The 24,448-nt window shown below is 37.7% G+C and carries 29 protein-coding genes; 11 read left to right on the top strand and 18 right to left on the bottom strand.

Annotated features, from left to right (window positions below; genetic code table 11):
- Positions 1 to 95 precede the first annotated feature (95 nt).
- The 7 genes from ACQKN4_RS05645 to ACQKN4_RS05615 all read right to left on the bottom strand — a co-directional run bounded on the left by ACQKN4_RS05645 (position 96) and on the right by ACQKN4_RS05615 (position 6,391).
- On the bottom strand, positions 96 to 383 hold the full coding sequence (locus ACQKN4_RS05645; protein WP_427482727.1) for a hypothetical protein: 288 nt from the start codon (positions 381 to 383) through the stop codon (positions 96 to 98).
- Between the two features lie 153 nt (positions 384 to 536).
- Positions 537 to 773, bottom strand: coding sequence for a hypothetical protein (locus ACQKN4_RS05640; RefSeq protein ID WP_427482725.1), 237 nt, complete (start codon positions 771 to 773; stop codon positions 537 to 539).
- 77 nt (positions 774 to 850) lie between these two features.
- Complete coding sequence (locus tag ACQKN4_RS05635) at positions 851 to 2,101, bottom strand: thymidine phosphorylase (RefSeq protein ID WP_079560704.1); 1,251 nt, start codon at positions 2,099 to 2,101, stop codon at positions 851 to 853.
- 14 nt (positions 2,102 to 2,115) lie between these two features.
- On the bottom strand, positions 2,116 to 3,297 hold the full coding sequence (gene deoB, locus ACQKN4_RS05630; protein WP_427482723.1) for a phosphopentomutase: 1,182 nt from the start codon (positions 3,295 to 3,297) through the stop codon (positions 2,116 to 2,118).
- Positions 3,298 to 3,372: 75 nt separating this feature from the next.
- Positions 3,373 to 4,275: a site-specific tyrosine recombinase XerD gene (gene xerD / locus ACQKN4_RS05625; protein ID WP_079560699.1), complete on the bottom strand. Its 903-nt coding sequence runs from the start codon at positions 4,273 to 4,275 to the stop codon at positions 3,373 to 3,375.
- A gap of 113 nt (positions 4,276 to 4,388) precedes the next feature.
- Positions 4,389 to 5,969 (bottom strand): hypothetical protein, encoded by a 1,581-nt coding sequence (locus ACQKN4_RS05620; protein ID WP_427482721.1) that lies wholly within the window; start codon positions 5,967 to 5,969, stop codon positions 4,389 to 4,391.
- Positions 5,969 to 6,391, bottom strand: a complete 423-nt coding sequence (locus ACQKN4_RS05615; RefSeq protein ID WP_079560694.1) for a zinc ribbon domain-containing protein — start codon at positions 6,389 to 6,391, stop codon at positions 5,969 to 5,971. The genes ACQKN4_RS05620 and ACQKN4_RS05615 overlap by 1 nt, the downstream gene beginning before the upstream one ends.
- A gap of 138 nt (positions 6,392 to 6,529) precedes the next feature.
- Here ACQKN4_RS05615 and ACQKN4_RS05610 point away from each other — a divergent pair, with 138 nt between their 5' ends.
- Positions 6,530 to 7,993: a TcaA 3rd/4th domain-containing protein gene (locus tag ACQKN4_RS05610; protein ID WP_079560692.1), complete on the top strand. Its 1,464-nt coding sequence runs from the start codon at positions 6,530 to 6,532 to the stop codon at positions 7,991 to 7,993.
- A 43-nt stretch (positions 7,994 to 8,036) separates the two neighbouring features.
- On the opposite strand, the gene ACQKN4_RS05605 is transcribed toward ACQKN4_RS05610, so the two are convergent.
- The 3 genes from ACQKN4_RS05605 to ACQKN4_RS05595 form a co-directional block, all read right to left on the bottom strand.
- On the bottom strand, positions 8,037 to 8,501 hold the full coding sequence (locus ACQKN4_RS05605; protein ID WP_079560689.1) for a Fur family transcriptional regulator: 465 nt from the start codon (positions 8,499 to 8,501) through the stop codon (positions 8,037 to 8,039).
- A gap of 301 nt (positions 8,502 to 8,802) precedes the next feature.
- Entirely contained in the window at positions 8,803 to 9,315 is a 513-nt protein-coding gene (locus ACQKN4_RS05600) for a hypothetical protein (protein WP_079560687.1), read from the bottom strand.
- A gap of 73 nt (positions 9,316 to 9,388) precedes the next feature.
- The gene (locus tag ACQKN4_RS05595) at positions 9,389 to 9,925 is read right to left on the bottom strand and encodes an NUDIX domain-containing protein (protein ID WP_079560686.1); all 537 of its coding nucleotides are present in this window, start codon (positions 9,923 to 9,925) and stop codon (positions 9,389 to 9,391) included.
- 76 nt (positions 9,926 to 10,001) lie between these two features.
- Between ACQKN4_RS05595 and ACQKN4_RS05590 the strand changes: the two genes are divergently transcribed.
- On the top strand, positions 10,002 to 10,901 hold the full coding sequence (locus tag ACQKN4_RS05590) for an aldo/keto reductase (protein ID WP_427482718.1): 900 nt from the start codon (positions 10,002 to 10,004) through the stop codon (positions 10,899 to 10,901).
- On the top strand, positions 10,898 to 11,368 hold the full coding sequence (locus ACQKN4_RS05585) for a VanZ family protein (RefSeq protein WP_079560683.1): 471 nt from the start codon (positions 10,898 to 10,900) through the stop codon (positions 11,366 to 11,368). The genes ACQKN4_RS05590 and ACQKN4_RS05585 overlap by 4 nt, the downstream gene beginning before the upstream one ends.
- Positions 11,369 to 11,397: 29 nt before the next feature.
- Here ACQKN4_RS05585 and ACQKN4_RS05580 read toward each other — a convergent pair whose 3' ends face one another.
- The 3 genes from ACQKN4_RS05580 to ACQKN4_RS05570 all read right to left on the bottom strand — a co-directional run bounded on the left by ACQKN4_RS05580 (position 11,398) and on the right by ACQKN4_RS05570 (position 13,679).
- Positions 11,398 to 11,898 carry a GNAT family N-acetyltransferase gene (locus tag ACQKN4_RS05580; protein ID WP_079560681.1) on the bottom strand — a complete coding sequence of 167 codons (501 nt, stop codon included), beginning with the start codon at positions 11,896 to 11,898 and terminating at the stop codon, positions 11,398 to 11,400.
- A 307-nt stretch (positions 11,899 to 12,205) separates the two neighbouring features.
- Entirely contained in the window at positions 12,206 to 12,472 is a 267-nt protein-coding gene (locus ACQKN4_RS05575; RefSeq protein ID WP_079560678.1) for a YqkE family protein, read from the bottom strand.
- Positions 12,473 to 12,494: 22 nt separating this feature from the next.
- Positions 12,495 to 13,679, bottom strand: coding sequence for an acetyl-CoA C-acetyltransferase (locus ACQKN4_RS05570; RefSeq protein ID WP_079560676.1), 1,185 nt, complete (start codon positions 13,677 to 13,679; stop codon positions 12,495 to 12,497).
- Positions 13,680 to 13,935: 256 nt separating this feature from the next.
- On the opposite strand from ACQKN4_RS05570, the gene ACQKN4_RS05565 reads away from it, so the two are divergent.
- Positions 13,936 to 14,907: an alpha/beta hydrolase gene (locus ACQKN4_RS05565; RefSeq protein ID WP_427482715.1), complete on the top strand. Its 972-nt coding sequence runs from the start codon at positions 13,936 to 13,938 to the stop codon at positions 14,905 to 14,907.
- Positions 14,908 to 14,963: 56 nt separating this feature from the next.
- On the opposite strand, the gene ACQKN4_RS05560 is transcribed toward ACQKN4_RS05565, so the two are convergent.
- The 3 genes from ACQKN4_RS05560 to sirA all read right to left on the bottom strand — a co-directional run bounded on the left by ACQKN4_RS05560 (position 14,964) and on the right by sirA (position 16,362).
- Positions 14,964 to 15,467, bottom strand: coding sequence for an S-ribosylhomocysteine lyase (locus tag ACQKN4_RS05560; protein ID WP_094075077.1), 504 nt, complete (start codon positions 15,465 to 15,467; stop codon positions 14,964 to 14,966).
- A 147-nt stretch (positions 15,468 to 15,614) separates the two neighbouring features.
- Entirely contained in the window at positions 15,615 to 15,833 is a 219-nt protein-coding gene (locus tag ACQKN4_RS05555) for a YneF family protein (protein ID WP_049668607.1), read from the bottom strand.
- Between the two features lie 103 nt (positions 15,834 to 15,936).
- Positions 15,937 to 16,362: a sporulation inhibitor of replication protein SirA gene (gene sirA / locus ACQKN4_RS05550; protein ID WP_053483154.1), complete on the bottom strand. Its 426-nt coding sequence runs from the start codon at positions 16,360 to 16,362 to the stop codon at positions 15,937 to 15,939.
- Positions 16,363 to 16,637: 275 nt separating this feature from the next.
- Here sirA and ACQKN4_RS05545 point away from each other — a divergent pair, with 275 nt between their 5' ends.
- The 5 genes from ACQKN4_RS05545 to ACQKN4_RS05525 all read left to right on the top strand — a co-directional run bounded on the left by ACQKN4_RS05545 (position 16,638) and on the right by ACQKN4_RS05525 (position 20,082).
- Positions 16,638 to 16,991 (top strand): ABC transporter permease, encoded by a 354-nt coding sequence (locus ACQKN4_RS05545; RefSeq protein WP_079560668.1) that lies wholly within the window; start codon positions 16,638 to 16,640, stop codon positions 16,989 to 16,991.
- A 15-nt stretch (positions 16,992 to 17,006) separates the two neighbouring features.
- Positions 17,007 to 17,645 (top strand): PspA/IM30 family protein, encoded by a 639-nt coding sequence (locus ACQKN4_RS05540; RefSeq protein WP_079560666.1) that lies wholly within the window; start codon positions 17,007 to 17,009, stop codon positions 17,643 to 17,645.
- A 112-nt stretch (positions 17,646 to 17,757) separates the two neighbouring features.
- Positions 17,758 to 18,441, top strand: coding sequence for a cell wall-active antibiotics response protein LiaF (gene liaF, locus ACQKN4_RS05535; protein ID WP_079560664.1), 684 nt, complete (start codon positions 17,758 to 17,760; stop codon positions 18,439 to 18,441).
- Positions 18,438 to 19,475: a sensor histidine kinase gene (locus tag ACQKN4_RS05530; RefSeq protein ID WP_079560660.1), complete on the top strand. Its 1,038-nt coding sequence runs from the start codon at positions 18,438 to 18,440 to the stop codon at positions 19,473 to 19,475. Before liaF ends, ACQKN4_RS05530 begins: the two co-directional genes overlap by 4 nt.
- On the top strand, positions 19,450 to 20,082 hold the full coding sequence (locus tag ACQKN4_RS05525; protein ID WP_079560658.1) for a response regulator: 633 nt from the start codon (positions 19,450 to 19,452) through the stop codon (positions 20,080 to 20,082). Before ACQKN4_RS05530 ends, ACQKN4_RS05525 begins: the two co-directional genes overlap by 26 nt.
- Before the next feature lie 379 nt (positions 20,083 to 20,461).
- Here ACQKN4_RS05525 and tkt read toward each other — a convergent pair whose 3' ends face one another.
- Positions 20,462 to 22,456 carry a transketolase gene (tkt, locus tag ACQKN4_RS05520; RefSeq protein WP_427482712.1) on the bottom strand — a complete coding sequence of 665 codons (1,995 nt, stop codon included), beginning with the start codon at positions 22,454 to 22,456 and terminating at the stop codon, positions 20,462 to 20,464.
- A 303-nt stretch (positions 22,457 to 22,759) separates the two neighbouring features.
- On the bottom strand, positions 22,760 to 22,987 hold the full coding sequence (locus ACQKN4_RS05515) for a DUF896 domain-containing protein (RefSeq protein ID WP_427482710.1): 228 nt from the start codon (positions 22,985 to 22,987) through the stop codon (positions 22,760 to 22,762).
- Between the two features lie 208 nt (positions 22,988 to 23,195).
- On the opposite strand from ACQKN4_RS05515, the gene ACQKN4_RS05510 reads away from it, so the two are divergent.
- Positions 23,196 to 23,708, top strand: a complete 513-nt coding sequence (locus tag ACQKN4_RS05510) for a GNAT family N-acetyltransferase (RefSeq protein WP_079560651.1) — start codon at positions 23,196 to 23,198, stop codon at positions 23,706 to 23,708.
- A gap of 60 nt (positions 23,709 to 23,768) precedes the next feature.
- Positions 23,769 to 24,308, top strand: a complete 540-nt coding sequence (locus ACQKN4_RS05505; protein WP_427482708.1) for a DJ-1/PfpI family protein — start codon at positions 23,769 to 23,771, stop codon at positions 24,306 to 24,308.
- The last annotated feature ends 140 nt before the right edge of the window (positions 24,309 to 24,448 follow it).

Here is a 24,448-nt window from a genome sequence, read left to right as displayed (position 1 = left end):
CTGACAGAACTAGTGCAAAGTCTTCCGAAATAGTGGCAAATCGACATACTTATAGCTTTTTAGGTTAATTGCAGTATGGGATAAATCAACATTTTTTAAACATAGCTGACACTTTTCATAAGAATTATTATTATGTTAGAGGCGTGAGTAGAAATTTGGCGGGGGTGGGGGTGGCCGCCGGAGCAGGGGTGGGCGGAGCGGGGATGGCCGCCGGAGGTAGAAGTTTTGTCCGATGGAGCGGGGATGGCGGTTCTATCCACGTTTTTGGCTGCTCTATCCACGTTTTTGGCTGCTCTATCCACGTTTTTGGCTGCTCTATCCACGTTTTTGACCGTTCTATCCACGATTTTGGCTTTTCTTCCTTTGTTCTGACTTCTTTCCATCGCCCTGACTTCTTTCCGTCGCTTCGGCACTTCTTTCCGTCGCTTTGGCTCTTCTTTCCGTCGCTTTGGCTCTTCTTTCCGTCGCTCTGACTTCGTTCCGTCACTTCGGCTCTTCTTTCCGTCGCTCTGGCTTCTTTCCGTCGTTTCGGCTTTTCATTCCGTCGCCTTTACTCTTCTTCCCGTCATATCAGCACTTCTTTCCGTCGCTTTGGCTTTTCGTTCCGTCGGTTCGCCACTTCTTTCCATCGCTCTGACTTCGTTTCGTCGTTTTAACCGTTCTAACCACGGCTTTGACCATTCTATCCACGACTTCAGCTTTTCTTCCGTCGCCTGGACTCTTCTTTCCGTCGCTTCAGCCCTTCTTCCCGCCGCTCTAACTCTCCGTTCCACCGCTTCCCCCTTCGCTTTTCAGAACAAAAAAAAGCGAGAATCCCCTTTTATTAAAGAGAATTCTCGCTTCATAGTATTTATGCAATTGTATAAGCTTTCTGTACTTTTTCGATTGTTTCCTCATCAATTTGACCATTTGAATATAAATAAGCAATCGTTTCGCCAGTACGAACTTGGTCGCCTTTTTTGGCAACTAATTGGATACCGGCATCATAGTCAAGCACTGATTCCTTCGTTAATCGGCCTGCACCAAGACCTACGCTAGCTTCTCCGATTAATAGTGCGTTAATCGTCCCTACAGTACCTTCAGCAGATGCTTTAACAGCTATTTTATTTGCTGTGTCTTTTTGTAGGATATCTGCTAAATCGCCGCCCTGTGCTACGATAAATTCCTCGAATTTTGCAGCGGCTGAACCATCTTCTAATACGCGTTTAACAGCTGCTGTTGCTTCAGCCTCATTCACTCCAGCTGCAACTTGGTACATCAGCGAAGAGATAATAATACATTCATCTAGCAAATCTTCGTGCGTTTCGTCCATACGTCCACTTAATAAAGCAACTGCTTCTACTACTTCAAGCTTATTGCCAATCATTTTACCTAGTGGATTATCCATATCACTAATATGCGCGACTACTTTACGTCCTAGCTTTTCACCGATTGCAGTCATCGTATCAGCTAAAACTTGTGCTTCTTCTTCTGTTTTCATAAATGCACCTGAGCCACATTTAACATCTAGTACAATACCGTCTGCACCACTTGCTATTTTCTTACTCATGATAGACGCGGCAATAAGTGGAGTGGAATCGACAGTACCTGTCACATCTCGCAACGCGTACAATTTTTTGTCAGCTGGTACAAGGTTGCCTGTTTGACCAGCAACTGCAATTTTATGTTTATTGACATTATCGATAAATTCTTGTGATGAAAGCTCTGTTTTAAAGCCACGAATCGATTCTAATTTATCGATTGTCCCACCTGTAATGCCTAGACCCTTACCACTGAATTTTGCAACAGGAATATCAAGTGCAGCAATGATCGGAGTGACAATTAGTGTAACTTTATCGCCTACACCGCCAGTTGAATGCTTATCAATTTTAAAACCTTCAATAGATGATAAATCAATAACATCTCCAGATTCTATCATTGCTTTTGTTAAATAAAATGTTTCATCATATGTCATGCCCAATAAACGGATTGCCATTAGTAGGGAACTTGCTTGATAATCAGGAATTGCACCAGTAGTGTAACCCTCTACAAAATACTGTATTTCAGCCTGAGATAGCTCTTTACCTTGCTTTTTCTTTTCAAACAGCTGTGCCATATTCATATCTATAATCCCCCTTACTTCAGATCATTCAAGAAGCTTTTACCAAACTTTGGTGCTTCTACTTTGAAGTTTTCTGCAACTGTTGCTGCGATATCTGCAAAAGTTTCACGTAGTGCTAGCTCACTACCACCATTAAAGCGTGGTGAATAAACAATTAACGGTACATATTCACGTGTATGGTCTGTCCCTGGGAATGTTGGGTCATTTCCGTGGTCCGCTGTAATGATTAGTAGATCATCTTTTGTCATTACCTCTGTAATTTCTGGTAATCGTGCATCAAATTCTTGTAGTGCGTTACCATAGCCTATAGGGTCACGACGATGCCCAAAATTCGCATCAAAGTCTACTAAGTTTAAGAAGCTTATACCATGGAAGTCACGACGTACTACCTCTGCAAATTTATCCATACCATCCGTATTATTTTTCGTACGCACTGCATCAGTAACGCCTTCACCGTTGAAAATATCAGAAATTTTCCCGATTGCGATAACGTCTAAACCTGCATCCTGTAAGACATTCATCGTTGTACGACCAAATGGTTTTAACGCATAATCATGACGATTAGAAGTACGCGCGAAGTTTCCTGGTGTACCGATAAATGGACGAGCAATAACACGACCAACTAAATATTCTGGTTGTAATGTTAGCTCACGAGCGATTTCACAAATTTTATATAATTCCTCTAATGGAATAATTTCCTCATGTGCAGCAATTTGCAAAACAGGGTCAGCAGAAGTATAGACAATAATCGCTCCTGTCTCCATATGCTCTTTGCCAAAGTCCTCGATTACTTGTGTTCCGCTTGCAGGTTGATTGCAAAGAACTTTGCGACCTGTACGTTTTTCAAGCTCTGCAATAAGCTCTGCTGGGAACCCATCCGGATATACCTTAAACGGTTTATCAATATTTAATCCCATGATTTCCCAGTGACCTGTCATCGTATCTTTACCAACAGATGCTTCTTGCATTTTTCCGTAGAATGCTTTTGGTTTGTCAGTAGCTTGTATACCTTGTAATGGTTCAATATTTGCTAAGCCGAAAGACTCCATATGTGGCATTGTAAGCCCATTCATTTTTTCAGCGATATGTCCAAGAGTATGTGAACCTACATCTCCAAAATTCGCTGCGTCTGGAGCTTCACCAATTCCAACTGAGTCCAATACAACTACATGGATTTTCTTAAATGGTTTATTCATAATTTTGCCTCCTACTCTCATGTCTCTATTTTACCAAAAAAGCTCGAAAAATAAAGGTCAGACCTCCTACTAATTTTAAGCACGTGGATGAAATTGCTTATAAACCTCTGATAGTCGGGATTTACTAATATGTGTATAAATTTGTGTTGTGGAAATATCCGCATGCCCAAGCATCTCCTGTACTGCACGTAAATCCGCACCGTTTTCCACTAAATGTGTTGCGAAGGAATGGCGTAATGTATGTGGCGTTAGTTCATGTTGGATGCCTGCTTTTAAAGCGTGCTCCTTCATTAATTTCCAACAACCTTGCCTTGTTAAACGTTTTCCTCTTTGATTAATAAAAAAAGCATCCGTTTTTGGGTACTTTCCTTGTAATTGACTCCGTGCGCCATCTAAATAAGTACTTAATGCAGAAAGCGCGCTTTTTCCAAGGGGAATGATGCGCTCCTTGCCTCCCTTACCAAAAACACGCACAAAGCCCATCGTTAGGTGAATATCAGTTAAATCCAATGCAATTAGCTCACTAATTCGCATCCCTGACCCATATAATAGTTCTAGCATTGCCACATCCCGAATGCCCTGTGGCTTGCTGCGATTTGGTGACGCTAATATAGCTTCAATTTCTTCAATCGAGAGGACATTTGGTAGCTTTTGCTCAATGATTGGCATTTCTAAATGAACTGTCGGATCTGTTTCAGCTCGCTTTTCTCGAAGTAAAAATTGGTGGAAACTACGAATAGAGGAAATATGGCGGGCAACAGTACGACTTGTCTTTCCTTGCATTCGCAACTGCTCTAAATGACGCAAAATGGTCGTCCTTTCCACTTTACGAAAATCAGACATCCCTTCCGTTTCCCGCAAAAAATTCACGTAATTTTCTAAGTCTCGGCGATAGGATGCTAATGTATTATCAGATAATTGTCGCTCTACTTGGATAAAATGGATATAATCCTCTATTGCATATTGAAATTCATTCATCATAGCGCCCCCTTAACATTCTACTATCTTCCATATTAACATGTTCAATAAACCAAATGCTTGCTCTACAAAAAAAACCTCCCTTCACGCATCGTGTAAGAGAGGTAGTCTATTTATTTTTTTAATTGATACTGTCGCAAATAACCACCTGCGGCAAAACTTGCTGAAGAGACGATCAAAACAAGTAAAGCTGTCAAAATGATTTCAAATGAAAATGAAAACTGGATGTAACCATCGGAAGCTGCAAAATCGAGCTGGATATTCACAAAATAAATAATCATTAACTGTAACGCTGTGAACATACCTGCAAAAATTAAACATTCTTTCCAATTCATACGATGGACAATATATAATATATAGCCAGCTGCACTAATCAATACGATCGTAATTAGTACTAAAATAAATGATGGCAATAACGAATATTTTTCCCCTTCAAATAAACTATTATAAAAATAAGACTGATATACTTCAGATTTTTCATTATCAAAAAGGCTGTAAGTGATGTTCTCTGAAAAACCATCTAGTGATGTATTCATATGCAGCTTTGAAAAGAACGTACATATCCAATTCCAAGTTCCCATATAAATACTGCTAAAAATTGAAACAGTTTCTGATTCTAAAACCTTTTTATCCAAACTAAAATAAATGTTTGAGAAATTAATAAGCAACCCAATAAATGTAATGGCTACAGAAAACATAGCATACTGCACATATTTTACTTGATAGCTCAATTTTTCAAAAATAGATTTATTAAAATAAGTTAAAATTGCAGCAAACCCAAATATTACAATTGATAAAATAGTCGCTGAGAAAATCATATCCAAAGCTGAATAATCCATTGACGCCTCAATCATAAATAGCCCTTTAGTTTCTACTTGACCAAGCTTTGTACTGAACTTTGATATGAAAGAGACAACTAACATCACAATAACATACACAATTGTTGAATAAACAATCCCTTGATATAAAGACCAATTTTTTTTACGTGCAAGAATACCGTAAATAACACCACCTATTGCTAAAGCAATAAAAGGAATGAGCATTAGCCCAAATAACACATTGTCCATAGATATATGTATAGAATTATTAGTAAAACCTGCGTCTAAAACAACATTCCATTCTGCTTTAACATTATGAACCACTGTCACTAAGCTTGGAAGTGAGAGTATTTTAGGTATACTTAGTTTGATACCAGACTCCTTATATATCTTATCCTCTAGCTCTGAAGGGTCACTCATAATTGCTTTAACGATTGCTGATTGTTCATGATCTAAATCAGCCGTTACTACATCTAGAAAGCTATTTTTCGCAATGAATGTAAACATAAATATTAACAAAATGGACACAACAATAGGAACAAAAAATAATGGGTTATTTTTAAAGAAATTCACTTTTTCCTTTGATGCATTCTTTAATTCTTGACCTTTTATATTCCCCATGTTTGGTACATTCACATTTTTTAACGTTTCGCTTATTACCTTATTGAATGTCGTTTTTTGCTCAACTCTTTTAATAGTTATCTCACCACATTGACTACAAAACGAGCCTGATTCTTCGTTTTTTGTGCCACAAGATAAGCAAAAATCATTCGTTGCATATGTATGTTTAAATGGCTCTTTCTCAATAACCCCATTTGTATTAGGGCAATATGTAAAATAATTAGGATGTTGCTCGTGACAATGCCTACAAGTCATTATAGTGCCCCCTGTTTCATTCCACAGCATGGACAAAATAGAGCAGATTCATGTATTTCTTCAGAACAGCTTTGGCATGATTTATACACAGTATTTGGATCAATATAAGTAGGATTCAATGTACCACAATTCCCGCAGAATTTTGCATTCTCGCCAAGTTGTTGCATGCATTTTGAACACTGTTGTGATGCCGCGTTTATATTTGTTATCTGCTTACCATATCGGTAGATTAAGCGATCCTGCGACGCAATCCCCAAAGAAATTTCTGACAATTCATCATGATTGAGTTTTTGATTTAATAATTGTAAATGAACCAATTCTCCTAATTTAACAATCAGTTCCATTCGCTTATCTTTCGCCAATCTCAAGCCATTTTTTAAATCCTTCAACTCCATTGTACTTATATCTTTCATTTCAATCATATATACACTTCCTTCACTATTTCTGTTGTTATCATCCCTAATAGTATCCATTTTTTATTATTTTTTCAATAAGTTATTCTTTATTCTTCCATTTTACATGGTATATTTATATTATATTTACAAAAAAGGAGTTTTATAATGCGCGAATGTCAGAGTTGTGGAAAACAAGTAATATCGAACGAGAAATTTTGTTTAGAATGCGGTACTAAACTCTCACCTACTCGTTCTGAAGAATCAGAAATTATAGCAAACATCCCTAAACAACAAAGCTATTTCTCTGAAACATCCCACAAAAAAGAACCTATGAGCACAACAAAAAAGGTTATCATTAGTAGTATTTTTGCTATACTAGCATTGCTAATCGGTGGGCATTTTATTATTAAAAGCCAGATAGACCCTAAAAAACAGCTAGCTGATTTGAACAATTATTTTTCTGATGAAAATTATGAAAAATTCGCCCAATCATTCCGATTTCCTGAAGATACAATCATTGATAATAAGGCATTTTATAACTATATGAAGGATCAAAATTGGACAAAAAATATTAATCCTGTGTTAGAGGAAAATTTGAATGAATATATGGAAAAAGGATATACCGAACCTGTAACAAATAAGGATGATTCGAAACTAATTACGATAAAAGAAAACAATTTCTTAATATTCTACAAAAAATATACATTTGATATTCAACCAATTGAATTAAGTGTACATACTATTAGTCCAGTTAAACTTGACACAAAATTTAAATTAGGGGAATTGGTATCTACTGATTTATCTAATGAAACAGAAAAAATTGGTAAGTTCGCCCCTGGAATTTACAATTATAGTTTAGCGTTAAAAGATGAATATTTTCAAAATGAAATTAAAGATCAGCTAATAATTTCTAATAATGAAGAGAACAAAAAGATGCTTTCAATAGATCTTGCAGATTATCAGGTACATCTTACATCTGATATTGAAGATGCAATTGTATTTATCAACGGAAAAAGTACGGAAAAAAAAGCACAAGATGTTAAGCTTTTCACTGCAAAACTAGATGATTCTGTTAAAGTACATGCTGTTAAAAAAGGACAAGACGGTCAAGAAGAGAAATCCGAAATAATAACATTAAATAATCCGCAACATCATCTTCAATTTGGCTCTATACAGACTAAACAAAGAGCTGAAGCCGAAAAAAAAGCAAATCAACAAGCATTGGATACTTTCCTTTCTGAATATGAAGACGTGGCTCGCTCCCTCTTCTATGATTTTCGTAATAACTACAAGTACGCTTTAGATAATGCTGATTTTAGTTATGTTCAGGATTATTTTTTAGAGGGTACACAAATACGAAGAGATTACAGTAAATTCGTAACGGATCATATCACATTTGATTACTATTCCTATGATTTTAAGTCTAATATGATTGACAAGGTATATGCTACGGATCCATCCACAATCATTCTTGATTCGACGGAAATTTTTGATTTTTACCTAACAGAAGATGGTACTTGGTCATACCAGCGCGAAAAACGTTACACAATGAAACTATCAAATAATAGATTACTGATTACAGACATCCAAGACCGTTCAAAAGTTATTAAAACTAAAATTTCAGATTAAAAAAACGTCCCAAAAAGTCATAAAACTTTTTGGGACGTCTTTTTTACTTTTCTTCTGATACTTCGTCGTTTTTATCATGACAGCGCCAGCAAATGCCGTGGAAAGTTAATCGATGGTCCTTTATAATAAAATTCCAACGTCTTTCAACAACGGCTTCCACATCTTCAAGTAAATCTTCCTGAATTTCATCAACCGCACCACATTCGATACAAACAAGATGATGGTGGAAATGCGCAGCTCCCTCTTGGCGTAAATCATAGCGTGAAACGCCATCGCCAAAGTTGATTTTGTCGACAATTTTGAGCTCAGTTAGTAATTCTAACGTTCTATAGACAGTCGCTAGACCAATTTCTGGTGCTTTTTCTTTTACTAAAAGGTAAACATCTTCTGCACTTAGATGGTCTTCCTCGTGCTCAAGCAGTACAGCAACTGTTGCTTCTCGCTGCGGCGTCAGCTTATAACTAGCACTATGCAACTGTTTTTTTATACGATCTATTCGGCTCTCCATGTGACGCCCCCCTAAACTCTTCCCATTATACCAAAGGAATAAATCCTATTACAAGGTAGTGAGTAGATTTCGAATTTGCTTTTGTATGTTTTTACCTGACAATCAATTATGCCTCGGCATAATTGCGTCCGGAGGCTTTGGGCCAACGTGATGTTGGTCACTCAGTCGTCACCACAGAACGTGGCGTTTTTAGACTGAGTTCCTTTATTTCAGCGAATGTCTTTTGTACCGAAAGCGTAGCGACAGGTACAGATTTTAGGACACCAGCTGAAAGAAGTTAAATTCCCGTGAATTGTATCTATTATTTAATCACATAAGAAATAACAATAAACTCAGCCACTATTATGATGAAAAATGCGAAAAAATTCAACAAAATTGTCCGACCATGTATCATTTTTCCGATTTTTCTTTTTGACCAAGCTGGTACAAGTAAATTACATAGGACTAGCAACAATATACAATAGATGAGCTGAAATGGAAACCACCAAATCGTATAAACCCAGAAAGCTTCAAGTTTTTGTAATAAAAAAACCGAGCTAAAGCCAAAAAAGGTTGCTCGTATCGCCACTGTAACACGTACTAAAACCTTCAGGAGACTATGTGTTGCAAGCAATAATATAAGAGCGATTGAAACAGCAACAGGTAACACTAAACGAAATAGAGAATGCCTGTCCCCATTTATTAAACGAGGCTCTATAAATGAAATAAAAGGCTCCGCATTCGGCCCACCAATAATATGAAATAAGATAACGCCACAAACGAAACTCACCGCAATAATAGATGCGTGATAAAATATAGACACCGTACGAGACATAAACATGCTCCTTTTCTATCAAGGTTTGTACAGCTTATGCTCGTCCGCTTCTATTATGCAAAAGATTATTATCTTATTGTGCTGCAAGCCAAAGTACTGCAAACGCTGTCTTAGCATCGTATATACGCTCATCTGCAACCATTTGCCTCGCCTCTTCCAACGAAACTTCTACTAATTCGACAAATTCATCCTCATCTAGATCTGCTTTGTTTTCAATTGTATATAAATCTTTTGCTACAAATAGATGGATGATCTCATCTGCGAAGCCCGGGGATGTTGCAAACGCTTGTAAATACGTTAAGCTTTGTGCACCGTAACCTGTTTCTTCCTCCAGTTCACGTCGCGCCGTCACAATCGGCTCCTCACCAGGTTCAAGCTTACCAGCTGGAATTTCAACAATTGAACGTTCTAAAGCTTTGCGATATTGCTCCACTAATACTAACTTTCCTTCATCGGTAACAGCAATAACTGCCACCGCACCAGGATGTTTAATAATCTCCCTTTTTGCAACATTACCATTCGGTAAAGTGACATCGTCAACTTGAAATTTCACAATTTTCCCGTCATAAATGGATGTAGTCTTTGTCGTTTTTTCTTCAAACTTTTTCATTGACTATAACCTCGCTTGTTCTTCAGATATGTTCATTGTACCATTACAAGTAGAGAAATCGAAGGAGGGCATTAGTATGAAAAAAAGACAGCTTGGCTCAAGTGAATTGTTTATTTCAGAGATTAGTTTAGGGGGCATGTCTCTTTCGACAGATAAGATAAAGGCTGCTAAAATCGTCGATATGGCATTAGATGCAGGCATTAATTACATCGATACAGCCGATTTATATGATTTTGGGGCAAATGAAGAAATGATCGGCGCTATTTTAGGAAAGCGTCGTCAAGATGTACTAGTCGCGACGAAAGTGGGTAATCGATGGACAGAAGGTGTAGAAGGTTGGCATTGGGATGCATCTCCGTCCTATATAAAGGAGGCTTTACACGCTAGCTTAAAACGTCTAGGTACTGACTATATTGATGTTTACCAGTTACATGGCGGTACTATAGAGGACGATTGGGATGGAATTATCGACACTTTTGAAGATTTGAAAAAGGATGGATTAATTCGAGAATATGGTATTTCCTCTATTCGACCAAATGTACTAAAGCGTTTTTTACCAGCAAGCTCTGCAAAAAGTGTCATGATGCAATATAGTGCTTTAGATCGTCGTCCAGAGGAATGGCTCGACTTTATCGCAAAAGAAGGGGCTTCCGTTGTAACGCGTGGGACTGTTGCAAAGGGGTTACTAACGAATAGTTGGAAAGAACGTTTACAGCGTGTCAATGGCTTTAACACTTACACAGCGGACGAATTAACTGCAACATTAACAGGTTTAGCTTCACATTATGACGATTTACATGCACTAGCAATCGCTTCTAATCTAAAGGAATCTACTATCGCCTCAACAGTAATCGGTGCAAGCTCACAAGAACAGCTGGCGCAAACACTAGCTGCCTATGAAAAAATTGATTCGATAACAGATTTTAAAGCTATCAAAGAGCTAACGAAAGCCGAACAATATATGGATCACCGATGAAAAAATGGCTTATCTTAATCGTATTTTTAGTAGTACTTGCGATTTCCTCTAGTATGACCTATGAACAACAGTCTATTATTCCTGAATTAGAGCAGATATTAGCAAATAAGCCGTTTGAAAAGCAATTATCTGTTTTAAAAATTCCTTATTGGGATACAGTTGTTTCCGTTGAAGAGCGTGGTTACTTTAAGTTTGTAGAATTTTTAATTCGGAAATTCACGCATTTTGCTGGATTCGGCTGCATCGCACTTGGCATTTACTTTGCATGGGGAAAGCGTCGATTTGCCGCAGGAATCGCTATTGCCGGGACAGCTATTATTGCAACGCTTGATGAGCTACGTCAAAGCTTCACACCCGGACGCACGATGAGCGGACAGGATGTTATTTTGGATACCGCTGGAGCAGTTGTATTTGTTGGGATTGTCGTGTTGATGAGGAAGATATTTAATAGACAAAGGGCGCGTTAAAAGCACCCTTTGCCTTTTAATTGATATTATTAGAATCTCCAGAAATATAGTTTTTCAGATTCTGAATATAACGTTGCACCTGCTTTTTGTAATACTTTATGGGAGGCAATATTATTTTTATCAGTGTCAGCAATCACATACTTAACATGAGATTGACTAAGTAACCAATCTTTCATCACCCTAACAGTTTCCGTCATGTATCCCTTTCCCTGATACTGTGGAAATGTATAATATCCGATTACGACTTCACCTTGCTCATTCGGTAGACCTTTTAACATAATGCCACCAACGATACAGTTTTTTTCTTTCGATACGATTACCCAATTCGTGTACCAAATATAATTTTCTTCATCTTCTAATACTTTTGATAGTCTAAACTTCAAAGCTTGTCTTAATTCTTCATCAAGAAAAACTTCATTACTACTCACTGACAACTCTATTTCCAATGTCTTTTCTTCATTAATTAGTAAATCTAAATACTTTGCGTTCAATGGGATTACTCTTAATTTTTTCGTGCTTAATTCAATCATTTTTTCTCTCCTATCTTAGATTTATCTAAAACTATTAAGAGATATATGTATTGGCAGCGTCTCCCGTTTTTTATTTTTTAAATAATTTTTGAACTAATCACCATATAGTGGGTTGATTTCAACCTTTGGTGATTATTTCTAATTTTATCAATAAATCAATAATATAGTAATAATAATTTATCTCTAAAATTGAGCAAGGAGGATAATTATTCCGATAAAAACATAAATAATTCCGATAAATCTTCGAATCTTTCCGATAAAACATAAAAACAGTGAATCCGCATGCATTTGGATTCACTGTTTCTCTTTAGAATTTCGAGCCTTTATCGCCGTATTCGTTTAGTAGTTCTTCAAACGATTTGTTTTTTTCGCGTTGCTTGCGCTCAAAGGCTAGCTTTGCTTGGCGCTCTTCTTCAGCGGCTTGTTCTTTCACTGTTAAATCTTGCTTTGCAGCTTTTAATTTGGCTAGTACGTCACCGCCTAGTTGATCGGCTAATGTCACTGCCTCCTGCTTTGGTAGACTAGCTGTTACGCTACTATCCACGCGTTGCTGCTGTTTTCGTTTTTTCCCCATTACTTTCACCTTCTTATTCACTTCAAGGGCGCTTGACAATTGTTGCTACGCCTTGCCCACCGCCGATACATAGTGTTGCCAGACCTGTTTTAACATCACGCTTTTCCATCTCATGTAAAAGCGTTACTAAAATACGTGCTCCACTTGCACCAATTGGATGACCAAGTGCAATTGCTCCCCCGTTCACATTTAGTTTATCATGATTAAAGCCTAGTTCGCGATCTACAGCAATCGATTGAGCTGCAAAAGCTTCATTCGCTTCAATTAAATCTATATTATCTAATGTCACATCAGCCTTTGCTAATGCTTTCTTTACTGCCGTTACTGGACCTGTTCCCATAATAGCTGGGTCAACACCTGCGCTTGCATTTGCTGTAATTAGTGCCATTGGTCGAATGCCTAGCTCTTCCGCTTTTTCTTTCGACATGACAACGACTGCCGCTGCGCCATCGTTAATGCCTGATGCATTTGCAGCTGTCACAGAACCATCCTTCTTAAAGGCAGGACGTAGTTTAGATAGAGACTCAGCTGTAACGCCTTGACGCGGGAATTCATCCTTATCAAAAACAATAGGATCACCCTTGCGCTGAGGAATTTCAACCGCTATGATTTCATCGCTAAACTTTCCTGCTGTAATTGCCGCTTCTGCACGCTGTTGTGAACGTGCTGCAAAGGCGTCTTGTTCCTCACGAGAAATCTCATAGACATCACATAAATTTTCAGCTGTAACGCCCATATGGTAGTCATTAAAGGCACACCATAATCCGTCATGAATCATCGTATCGACTACTTTTTGATCCCCCATGCGGAAGCCTTCTCGTGCATTTTTTAATACATACGGTGCTTGGCTCATATTTTCAAAGCCACCTGCAACGACAATATCCGCATCCCCTGCTAAAATGGCTTGCGTCGCTAAGTGAACAGCTTTTAGTCCTGAGCCACAAACTTTATTAATCGTTAATGCAGATACTTCATGTGGTAAACCTGCTGCAATTGCTGCTTGACGAGCTGGATTTTGTCCAAGCCCAGCTGATAAGACATTCCCCATAATGACCTCGTCAACTTTTTCACCTGCTACACCAGCACGTGCTAATGCTTCTTTAATAACTATGCTCCCTAATTTTGTCGCTGGTACATCCTTTAATGTTCCTTGGAATGAACCAATAGCTGTACGTACTGCACTTACTATTACTACCTCATTTGTCATAAACATTCTCCCCTTTTCCCCGTTCAAAAATGAACACTGCATGCATATGCTACTAGCAGATATATCTATTTTAACAAATATTTTGACGATTTTCGATAATAGAAATAATCGCAGTTTTGCCAAAGATATTGTAAAATGTTGACGTGTTTTAAACAATCTCAGTTGGGAACATTACAATTAAGCAAAGTGCATACATACGTAAGATGTCATTTGTATGCCTAGACAACAAAAGAAACAGGACGTGGAGGTGTTAATAATGAAAAAGAAAATGCTTTTATTTTCAGGTATAACGACGACGCTTGCCGCAGCAGCAACAGGTCTGTTTGGCTTCGCGCTCTCCAATAAATTAATGTTCATTAAGCAAAAGGATCCTGAATTTGTTCGTGAACGGGAAACGACTGCAAAACGTTTTGACGAAGCTTGGTACAATAAAAATTTAAAATGTGAATTAAATATTGACTCTCCAAATGGATATACGATTCGCGGTATTATGTTTCAACCTTTGGAAACAAATAATACCATCATTATTTGCCATGGCGTAACGGAAAATAAAATTAACTCCGTCAAATACGCTCGACTTTTTGAACGACTTGGTTACAATTCCGTTATTTTTGACCATCGTAGGCATGGGGAAACTGGTGGGAAAACGACTAGCTACGGCTATTATGAAAAAAATGACCTTGACGCAGTTGTTAAAACTATCCAGGCGATGATTGGTGAAGACGCTCTTCTTGGTATTCATGGTGAATCGATGGGTGCCGCAACAATGCTCCTATATGCAGGAACTGTAGAGGACGGTGCAGATTTCTATATTTCTGATTGTGCGTTCTCTGATTTTTCAATGCTGTTAAAACAAATTGCGAAGACCGAATTTAAATACGGTTCGATTATTCCAATTCGTTTTGCCGATTTCTTCGTCCGCTTGCGAGACGGTTATTCCTTTAAAAGTGTGACTCCTTCTGAAGCTGTAACAAATATTAAAAAGCCAGTACTCTTTATCCATAGTATTCCTGATACATTTATCCCAGCTTCCATGTCACTGGATTTATACAATAAAAAAACTGGACCTAAGAAACTACAGCTATTTGATAATGGTGCTCATGCACAATCCTTTAATGAAAATATGGCTGAATATGAGGATTTAATCCATGATTTTTTAGAAAACTTCATCTACCAAAAAATTAATCGTGATTCTTCTTCGTCCAATGTCATTCCATTTCATTTTTGAAAGAAGCTACGAAAAAAGGCAGAAATGTTGATATAACAACTTTTCTGCCTTTCATTTTATTCTGCAAAAACGATATGCCATTCATCACGTTTTGCTAAAAATTCTTTAGCTAACGCTTGCGCACCCTCTAGACTATGGCTAGCGGCCCATCCGCATTGCACTTCATTGCACGCTGGGACTGCAGTGGCCTTAGTTACATCTGTAAATGTTTTTTCTAAAATATTCAATAAGTCTTCGTAATCATTGTGATTGATTAGTGATACATAAAAGCCCGTTTGGCATCCCATTGGACTGAAATCAACAATGTGGTCAGAGTAATTGCGGATAATGTCTGCCGATAAATGCTCTAAGGAATGTAATGCAGGCATTTGCATATGCTCTTTATTAGGCTGTTTAAAACGAATATCATATTTGTACACTTCATCGCCATTTTTTCCTGTTTTAACACCTGCTAAACGTACATATGGCGCTTTTACTTTCGTATGGTCTAAATCAAAGCTTTCAACATTTGTTTTTTCTTTCTGCAATGCACACAACTCCTTTAAATAGAATATTTCCATTATAACGAGTTTTCCTATAGAATTATATGTTTTTTACAAATTATTTATATTATTCACAAAAATCGATTTAATCCGAAGATTTGTCTCTGAAATAATTAAAAAAGCAACTGGCCCAGGCTTGGACTAGTTGCTTTTTAAAAATTCCAATTATTTTTGGAATTTATTCATTTGTGACATCATTTGGCGTACTTGCTTTTCAGACGGCGTACGACCCATCTGCGCCATCATCATACGAATCATTTGTTCGTTAATCGGTGGGTTTTCTTTTAAATATTTCATCATAGCTTGACGAGCTAAAAAGAACCCAAGTGCCGCGCCCGCTGCTAATGCGATAATTACAATAATAATCCAGCCCCATGTAGGCATACAACCAACCTCCTCCACTACAATATATACCGAGAAAAAAAACTCTCCACGCTCCATTATACACCAAATATTAGCGTGTTACTATATATTGTAGTGAAATTTCCTAATGCATTGTATACTTCATTGGCTTTAGCCACCCACACTCATTATCTTGTTTATTAAATGCAATAAAGCGTTCGCTCATCTTTGCAAGCATTTGGAATAGATCCAAATCAAGCATCCGTGAACCCTCACAATAGACACAAATTTTGCGTTCCACTAAATAAATAGCCATTTTTCCTTTTATAGGATGTTCTAAAAATAATGCATTACGAGCTCTCTCTAAATGTGCATACTTGGAATCTAGTTGCGCCTCTAGCATCGTAGCTATCTCATCAAAGCGAACGGTTTCACATATATATGCAAGTTCTTTTAAGGATTTCTCGTTAGCGTCTTCACAGCCTTGCATCATCTCTAACAACTTACGCTCTCTGCCAAAAATAAACGTTAAATGCTCTTCTTTTATTTTATATATGGAATAGGTTCTCACTAGAAATCCTCCTTCGCTCATTTCTTTTTTATAAGTATAGCTCATCCAAACTCTTTAATTTGTCAAAAGAAGGAGGCATTCATCTTCTATTTTTGTCGAAAACTTTCTACTTTCAGTTCTATTAATTACATTATGGCTAATTGCATTTTCGCTTTTTTTTATAGTACTTAGAATACTCTCAGCCTCAAGACCTAGAGTAAAATCAATTTCCAGTCCGTTTTAGCAAAGCGCGCTAATAGGTAATATAAAGGTATCAACGAAAGGAGCTAAAACATATGAGAAAATTTTTTCTACTAATAGGAGGCTTTATCGCAGGATGTGTTGCACTTGCTTTAACTGGACCGCTTGCAGGGCTACTATTTTCAGGATTGTTTGTAGCACTCGGTATGCACTTCTACACTGCGAGTAAATCGACATTCGGCAAAATCTTATGGGTTACAGTAGGTCTGATAGGTGTTCTATCAGCAATATCTAATATCCCAGCAATGATTGGTTTAGGAGCAATCGCTGTCATCTACGTTATCTATAAAAAATGGAACAACGAAGATGTAAAAATCCCAACAATTGAAGCTAAAGAAGAAGATCCGTTTACAAACTTTGAAAAAGAATGGTCTAACTTAACAAAATAAAAGGAGCGAATTTACATGAACTTATTTCAACGTTTTAAATATACAATAGAGGCAGACTTGCATCATTTATTTGATAAGAAAGAACAAAAAAATCCAATTGCAATGTTAAACCAATACATTCGTGAAGCAGAAAAACAAACAGAGCAAACTGGAAAATTATTAGAGCGTCAAGGTCAATTAAAGGAAAAACTAGAGCAGGAATTTAAGCAAAATGCAGATTTACTAGCTAAACGTGAAGCTCAACTTCAATTAGCGAATACTAGCGGTGAGCAAGATCTAATCGATTTTGCTACTGATGAAGTAGCTGCATACACAGCACGTAACAATATATTACAAACTAGTATTGAAGCAAGCACACGTGAATACTTCGAGCTTGAACGCAAATTTGAAACGATGAAACACAAAATTAAAGATATGAAAGTACGTCAATTACAGCTTATGGGCAAAGAAAACGTCACACGCGCTCATCATCAAATGGACGGTATGATTGCTAAAAACAATAAAACCAACTTTGAAGATTTAGAATCATATATCGATAAACTTGCTTACCAAATCGACAAAGATCATGAAGTAACATCTTTCGAAACTCGTCTTGCACAGCTTGAAAAAAATGTCGCAGAAGATAACGCACCACTGCTAATTGAAAATAAATAACATGTTATAATAAAAAGAAATGCGCCGTATTTAGAGGCGCATTCTTTCACGTTTTGAAATAGAGGGACCCATTCCCTCTCTTATACTCTTAGTAGAAAGAAGGGTGACCCTCTTGCAAAATTTCACAACTAATAAGCTCACTTTTTGGGTACTATGCTTCTTTTTACTCGTTTTTGTCGAGCTCACAATTTTTAATAATGGTGGCGCCTTTTGTCTATTGATTGGAGTAGGGCTTCTTTATTTAAGTTTCTCGAAAAAAAATCGTTTCTTTAAATGGACAGGAATTTTCTTTATCTCGATCGCACTCTTTACGATGTGGAGTTTACGCTTATTTATCGTCATTATTCTTTTATATATGCTCTATCAATACTTGCAAAGAGAAAACACGGCCAAAGTTATTGGTGCGGAGCTTTTCGAAAAGCTTCCCGCTACAAAAAGTGAATTATTCGGTACATTCCCTGCACCAGTAGAAGCTTATAAATGGCAAGATGTCCAAATACAACGACTTGCAGGCGACATTACGATTGACACAACACAAACAATTTTACCTACCGGCACAAGTATTATTACGATTCGACAAGGCATTGGTAAGGTACAAATTTATATCCCATATGAAATACCATTCCGCTTACACTATACAACATTGTTTGGTGAATTAAAGTGCCTACATGTTGGTCCACAACGTATACTCAATGAAAGTGTAAGTTTCTCAGATGGAAACCCTGAGGATGCAAAGCGTACCCTTGTTATACATGTTGCAACATGGCTTGGGGACTTGGAGGTGCTACGTAAATGATTGCTTTTATCTCAAGGATATTTACCCTACTTTTTATATTGATGAGTGCTGCATTCGGTCTCCTTGTCGTTGTTTGGGGCGAGCCAAACGAGAAAACATGGGAGCCCTTATGGCAACAGAATTACAATAATATTCCACTCGGTGGTTTTATTGTCGTCATTCTTTTTGCACTTAGTTTACTGATTGCCAGCTGGATTAGTATGACTGCCCGTGCTAGAGAAGCTCAGGCGACCCGTATCGTGAAACAGTTAGTTGAACCTGATTTTGTTTTACCTAAAAAACAACCTTTACCAAAACCCTTGAAGAAAGCTTTAGTTCAAACAAGTGAGTTAATTGATACGCAACGAAAAAGCTTGCAGCGCTTATCCAATGAACGTGCAGAAGCTAATGATAAAATTATTCAAGAGCGAATTATTGCTGAGCGTCAACGTCTTGCTCGCGAGCTCCATGATTCAGTATCACAGCAATTATTCGCAGCTTCGATGTTACTTTCCGCCTTAACCGAAACCGATGAAAATGCTACGAGCTTAAAGCAGGTCGAAAAAATTGTGCAACAGGCACAGCTTGAAATGCGTGCATTATTATTACACTTACGCCCTGTTGCTCTGCATAATAAAACGCTGGCACAAGGTCTAGAGGAACTTATAATTGAGCTGCAGCAAAAAGTATTTTTTCATATTGAATATGAACTTGAGGAAATGGCGTTATCCAAAGCGGAAGAGGATCATTTATTCCGCATTGCACAGGAAGCGTTATCGAATACGCTACGGCATGCCAAAGCAAGTGAAGTTGAATTATTGCTCGTTGCCCGCGATGATTTAGCAATTTTACGTATTCAGGACAATGGCCTCGGCTTTGATGTCGAAGCCGATAAATCTACTTCTTATGGTCTACAAAACATTGCTGAACGCGCTGTGGAGATAGGCTGTATGTACAAAATTGTGTCAGTACCTGGGGAAGGTACAATTGTAGAGGTGAAAATCCCTTTACAAAAGGAGGTTGAAGTAAATGATTCAAGTGTTAATAGTGGATGACCACGAAATGGTGCGTATCGGTGTATCTGCCTATTTGTCAGCACAACCAGATATCACTGTAGTAGGTGAAGCTGAAAATGGTAAAGAGGCAGTGGAACGCGCTCTCGCCTTGCGTCCAGATATTATTTTAATGGACAATGTGATGCCAGTCATGACAGGAGCTGAGGCGACAGCTGAAATTTTAGCAGCATGGCCAGAAGCAAAAATTATGATGGTGACAAGTTTTTTAGATGATGACAAAGTCTATCCTGCATTAGAGGCTGGTGCAGTCAGCTATATTTTAAAAACGTCAAATGCGAAACAAATCGCCGAAGCCATTCGTAAAACGATGGGTGGCGAAACTGTTTTAGAGCCAGAAGTAACATCAAAAATGATGCATCGCATGCGCCATGGCTCTAGTACCCCACTGTATGAGCAACTTACCGATCGTGAAATGGAAGTATTATTGCTCATGGCAAAGGGCAAAGCGAATCAGGAAATCGCCAATGAACTATTCATTGCATTAAAAACTGTAAAAACACATGTCAGCAATATTTTAGCGAAACTCGATGTTCAAGATCGCACGCAAGCAGTTGTCTACGCTTTTCAAAACGGGCTTGCAAAGTGAGTTTTTCCAAAAAAATACGAAACTGCATTCTATCTATGCCGTTTCGTATTTTTTAAATATGCCTCGATAATCACGTCCGAAGGTTTTAGGCCAACAAATGTTTTTTGTGTGAAAGCGAAGCGACAGCAACAGCACGATGTTGGGCAACTTTTTGCAAGCCTCTCAGTCATTGCACAGATGTCAGCTTCTTTGATTTAGTGGACTATTGTTGATGGGCTAACATTGGAGGAAGTTCCAAAGCCTTTTACTACTTTGTTGCCATACTTCTAATTCATTGTGCAACTATTTGATTTCTTTAATGAAATCTTCTAAACGCGAAAAAATACCGCAACACTCAGTGGAGATTTAACCCTTACTGAGTATTGCGGTATTTATTAAATTATAGAGCTTTAACCTTCGCTACAACATTTTCTACTGTGAATCCGTATTTTTCCATTACTAATTCACCTGGTGCAGAAGCGCCGAACTTGTCAATTGCAAGAACGTCTCCTTCAAAACCAGTGTATTTATGCCAGCCGAATGATGCGCCCATTTCGATTGCTAAACGTTTTGTCACAGCTTTTGGAAGAACAGATTCTTTGTAAGCTGCGTCTTGTTTTTCGAAGCGATCCATAGATGGCATTGAAACAACTGCCACATCCATGCCTTCAGCTTTTAGTGCTTTTTGTGCTTCAACTGCAAGTGAAACCTCAGAGCCAGTTGCAATTAAAATGGCATCTGCCACTTCTTTTGTAGCAGGAGATACTGTATAAGCACCTTTCGTAACACCTTCACGTACTGTATCAATAGATGCATCAAGAACAGGTAAGTTTTGACGAGATAATACTAAAACAGTTGGTGTTTTTTCAGATGCTACTGCTAGCTCCCATGCAACTGCTGATTCATTTGCATCAGCTGGACGAACAACAGATAAATTAGGCATTGCACGTAAAGATGCAAGGTGTTCGATTGGTTCGTGCGTTGGACCATCTTCCCCTACAGCAATTGAGTCATGTGTAAATACATAAGTAACAGGAAGACCCATTAATGCAGAAAGACGTACAGCTGGACGAACATAATCAGAGAATACGAAGAATGTACCACCGAATACGTTTAGACCACCGTGAAGTGCCATACCGTTCATAGCAGCACCCATTGCAAATTCACGTACACCGAACCAAATATTACGGCCAGCATAATCATCTGCAGAGAAATCTCCAGCGTCTTTCATCGTAGTTTTGTTTGACCCAGCAAGGTCAGCTGAACCACCGAAGAATGATGGTGTTTTCTTCGCAATTGCATTGATTGCATCTCCAGAAGAAGAACGAGTTGCTACTGACTTACCTGCTTCATAAACTGGTAATTCTGAAGCGAAATCTTCCGGTAATTGACCATTCATTGCGTTTTCAAACTGCGCTGCTAATTCTGGGAACTCTTGCTTATATGCTTCAAACTTAGCATTCCAAGCTTCTTCAGGTTGTGCTCCTTGAACTTCAGCAGCTGCTGCGAATGTATCATAGGCTTCAGCAGGAATTTGGAATGGCTCGTGAGCCCATTCATAAGCCGCTTTTGTTAAAACTACCTCATCTTGACCAAGTGGTGCACCGTGAGAAGCAGCTTTACCTGATTTGTTTGGTGAACCAAAACCGATAACTGTTTTCACTTCGATAAGTGTTGGCATGCCAGTTGATTTTTTAGCTTCTTCGATAGCTGCGTTAATTGCTTCAACATCTGTACCATCAGCAACTTTTAAATAGTTCCAGCCATAAGACTCAAAACGCTTTTGGACATTTTCTGAGAATGATTTTTCTAAATCACCATCTAAAGAAATATCGTTTGAATCGTATAATACGATTAACTTTTCAAGCTTTAAGTGACCTGCTAAAGAGATAGCTTCAGCTGCTACACCTTCCATTAAATCGCCATCGCCACAAAGTGCAAATGTATAGTGATCAACGATGTCATGTCCAGGTTTATTGTAAGTAGCTGCTAAATGGCGTTCAGCCATTGCCATACCAACTGTCATAGCAATACCTTGACCTAGAGGACCTGTTGTTGCCTCTACCCCTACAGTATGACCATATTCAGGATGTCCTGGAGTTAATGAATCCCATTGACGGAAGTTTTGAATTTCTTCCATTGGTAAACCGTAGCCCCCAAGGTGAAGTAGGCTGTATAGAAGCATAGAGCCATGACCTGCAGAAAGTACAAAACGATCGCGGTTATACCATTTTGGATTAGCCGGATTATGGCGAAGTTGTTTTGTCCAAAGCGTATAAGCCATTGGCGCTGCCCCCATCGGTAAACCTGGGTGACCTGAGTTTGCTTTTTCAATTGCATCGATTGACAATGTTCGGATAGCATTAATCGCTAGTTGATCCGCATGTTGAGTCATTATTTTGTGACATCCTTTCTCGTCCTATATATTGTTCTTATACAGTTTAGTCAACATTGCTTCAGAAAACAATGCTTTTGTTATACTATTAACGTTTTGTTACATACTTTATCTTTATTCAGTAGAAATATTTATTTTAAATATACTATTTTCACAGAAGTTAAACCGTATAAGACTAACTGAATAAAGATAATGCCTCCGGCGGATATCACGGATTTTGAAAGGAATTAATTGTGCTAGCACAATTCAAAATCCAGACGCAATTACGCCGAGGCGTAATTGATTTAAATGTGACACATTAATTTAGAAATTTATTTTTTTCGCTTGTTTAACTTTTTCTGGTGTTACATCATTTCCTTCAGCATCTACCACTTTTACGTTTTCAATTGTATCACGCATTGTTGCTCTAAATGTATCTAGATATTCCTTACGAAGCGCTGTTCGTTCTTTAGCTTCTGCCTCTGTTAAAGTACCATTTTTAGACTTAGCAGAAAGTTCATTGATTCGGTTAATTTTTTCTTTTGATAACATAATTACACACCTTTCAATACATATCTTAATGAATATGGTATGCAAAGTATAGCATGTTTCCCCTTAAAATGCAGTTATACCAACCTTTCTAGTATCCTTATATTTTAGAAATAAATACCATAAATTGCATGACTTTAAGGAACTACAAGTGTATAACTAATTTATATGGTTCCAAATATCATTTAATTTATGCTTGGGGGAGAATGAAATGTTTATCAAAACTAACAGACTATTAATAAGAGAATTCGAAGTTCAAGATTGGCAAGCTGTCTATGAATATACTTCAAATCCAACTGTGATGAAGTATATTCCAGAGGGCGTTTTTAATGAGGAACAAGCAAAAAAGTTTGTTTCAGAAAATAGCGGTGAAAAAGCAAAACACTTCCCTATTATTTTACTAAGTGAAAGTATAGTTATTGGTCATATTGTTTTCCATCAATACTTTGGTGATCATACGTACGAAATTGGCTGGGTATTGAATCCGAGCTATTACAACAATGGATACGCATCTGAAGCTGCAAGAGCTGTACTGGACTACGGATTTAAAGAAATGAAACTGCATAGAATTATTGCTACTTGCCAGCCGGAAAATATCCCATCCTATAAAGTGATGGAGAAAATCGGGATGAGACGCGAGGGTTATTTTAAAAAATGTATACCACACAAAGATGAGTGGTGGGATGAATACTACTATGCTGTCTTAGATGAAGAGTGGGTATAAGATATACTTTCACTATAGTGCTGTTCTAAATCTTCGTTTTAAAATAGATGGGAGAATTATATGAAAAAGACCGCTATATTATTGTACCCCCAATTTAGTGAATATGAATTGAGTGTAGCATTATCTATTTTAATGCAAGGAGATAAACCCATTGTTACTGTTGGGTTAAACAATGAAAAAATCAAAGGGGAATCTGGTTTATCTTGTATAGTCGATACACAAATAAGTGAAGTTAATCTTGACGAAATCGATAGCTTATTGCTACCAGGCTCTATGGATATAGCTTTACTAATAAATGAGCAAGAATTAATTGATTTTATTGGTAATGCGCATGCCAAAGGAGCAACCATCGCAAGTATTTCTAGCTCTCCAACTCTTTTAGCGAAAGCCGGAGTATTAAAAAACAGAAAGTATACTGTTGGATTGCCGCTAGAAGGTATTAAAAAATTAGAATTCTTCGATCTTAATCATTTTTCTGAAGACCTAGTTGTACAAGATGGTAACATCATAACTGCAAGAGGTAGAGGTTTTATACAATTTGGTATTACTGTGGGCAAAGCCCTACATCTCTCTTTTGATGAAAATTGGTACAGAGAATAAAGAAAAAGCTCTAAATGATATGAAAGATTACTACAATAAAAGATGGAAAGTTTCTAGAGAATATTGAGCAAGAGAGGTAGAAATGGCTACTTCTCTTATTTTATTTCCAAAATGTCCAATCTGTTGGACATTCTTTCGCT

The sequence above is a fragment of the Lysinibacillus sp. NPDC093692 genome (assembly GCF_050280125.1).
In the GTDB taxonomy this organism is placed as follows: domain Bacteria; phylum Bacillota; class Bacilli; order Bacillales_A; family Planococcaceae; genus Lysinibacillus.
Note: the sequence above shows the minus strand (reverse complement) of the source record. Positions and strands in the feature narration are given on the sequence as shown.

Excerpts from the sequence above, each read along its gene's own strand:
- ACQKN4_RS05645 (WP_427482727.1), bottom strand. The coding sequence starts at position 383 with ATGGAAAGAAGTCAGAACAAAGGAAGAAAAGCCAAAATCGTGGATAGA.
- ACQKN4_RS05635 (WP_079560704.1), bottom strand. The coding sequence starts at position 2,101 with ATGAATATGGCACAGCTGTTTGAAAAGAAAAAGCAAGGTAAAGAGCTA.
- deoB (WP_427482723.1), bottom strand. The coding sequence starts at position 3,297 with ATGAATAAACCATTTAAGAAAATCCATGTAGTTGTATTGGACTCAGTT.
- xerD (WP_079560699.1), bottom strand. The coding sequence starts at position 4,275 with ATGAATGAATTTCAATATGCAATAGAGGATTATATCCATTTTATCCAA.
- ACQKN4_RS05620 (WP_427482721.1), bottom strand. The coding sequence starts at position 5,969 with ATGACTTGTAGGCATTGTCACGAGCAACATCCTAATTATTTTACATAT.
- ACQKN4_RS05615 (WP_079560694.1), bottom strand. The coding sequence starts at position 6,391 with ATGATTGAAATGAAAGATATAAGTACAATGGAGTTGAAGGATTTAAAA.
- ACQKN4_RS05610 (WP_079560692.1), top strand. The coding sequence starts at position 6,530 with ATGCGCGAATGTCAGAGTTGTGGAAAACAAGTAATATCGAACGAGAAA.
- ACQKN4_RS05605 (WP_079560689.1), bottom strand. The coding sequence starts at position 8,501 with ATGGAGAGCCGAATAGATCGTATAAAAAAACAGTTGCATAGTGCTAGT.
- ACQKN4_RS05600 (WP_079560687.1), bottom strand. The coding sequence starts at position 9,315 with ATGTCTCGTACGGTGTCTATATTTTATCACGCATCTATTATTGCGGTG.
- ACQKN4_RS05595 (WP_079560686.1), bottom strand. The coding sequence starts at position 9,925 with ATGAAAAAGTTTGAAGAAAAAACGACAAAGACTACATCCATTTATGAC.
- ACQKN4_RS05590 (WP_427482718.1), top strand. The coding sequence starts at position 10,002 with ATGAAAAAAAGACAGCTTGGCTCAAGTGAATTGTTTATTTCAGAGATT.
- ACQKN4_RS05585 (WP_079560683.1), top strand. The coding sequence starts at position 10,898 with ATGAAAAAATGGCTTATCTTAATCGTATTTTTAGTAGTACTTGCGATT.
- ACQKN4_RS05580 (WP_079560681.1), bottom strand. The coding sequence starts at position 11,898 with ATGATTGAATTAAGCACGAAAAAATTAAGAGTAATCCCATTGAACGCA.
- ACQKN4_RS05575 (WP_079560678.1), bottom strand. The coding sequence starts at position 12,472 with ATGGGGAAAAAACGAAAACAGCAGCAACGCGTGGATAGTAGCGTAACA.
- ACQKN4_RS05570 (WP_079560676.1), bottom strand. The coding sequence starts at position 13,679 with ATGACAAATGAGGTAGTAATAGTAAGTGCAGTACGTACAGCTATTGGT.
- ACQKN4_RS05565 (WP_427482715.1), top strand. The coding sequence starts at position 13,936 with ATGAAAAAGAAAATGCTTTTATTTTCAGGTATAACGACGACGCTTGCC.
- ACQKN4_RS05560 (WP_094075077.1), bottom strand. The coding sequence starts at position 15,467 with ATGGAAATATTCTATTTAAAGGAGTTGTGTGCATTGCAGAAAGAAAAA.
- ACQKN4_RS05555 (WP_049668607.1), bottom strand. The coding sequence starts at position 15,833 with ATGCCTACATGGGGCTGGATTATTATTGTAATTATCGCATTAGCAGCG.
- ACQKN4_RS05545 (WP_079560668.1), top strand. The coding sequence starts at position 16,638 with ATGAGAAAATTTTTTCTACTAATAGGAGGCTTTATCGCAGGATGTGTT.
- ACQKN4_RS05540 (WP_079560666.1), top strand. The coding sequence starts at position 17,007 with ATGAACTTATTTCAACGTTTTAAATATACAATAGAGGCAGACTTGCAT.
- ACQKN4_RS05530 (WP_079560660.1), top strand. The coding sequence starts at position 18,438 with ATGATTGCTTTTATCTCAAGGATATTTACCCTACTTTTTATATTGATG.
- ACQKN4_RS05525 (WP_079560658.1), top strand. The coding sequence starts at position 19,450 with ATGATTCAAGTGTTAATAGTGGATGACCACGAAATGGTGCGTATCGGT.
- tkt (WP_427482712.1), bottom strand. The coding sequence starts at position 22,456 with ATGACTCAACATGCGGATCAACTAGCGATTAATGCTATCCGAACATTG.
- ACQKN4_RS05515 (WP_427482710.1), bottom strand. The coding sequence starts at position 22,987 with ATGTTATCAAAAGAAAAAATTAACCGAATCAATGAACTTTCTGCTAAG.
- ACQKN4_RS05510 (WP_079560651.1), top strand. The coding sequence starts at position 23,196 with ATGTTTATCAAAACTAACAGACTATTAATAAGAGAATTCGAAGTTCAA.
- ACQKN4_RS05505 (WP_427482708.1), top strand. The coding sequence starts at position 23,769 with ATGAAAAAGACCGCTATATTATTGTACCCCCAATTTAGTGAATATGAA.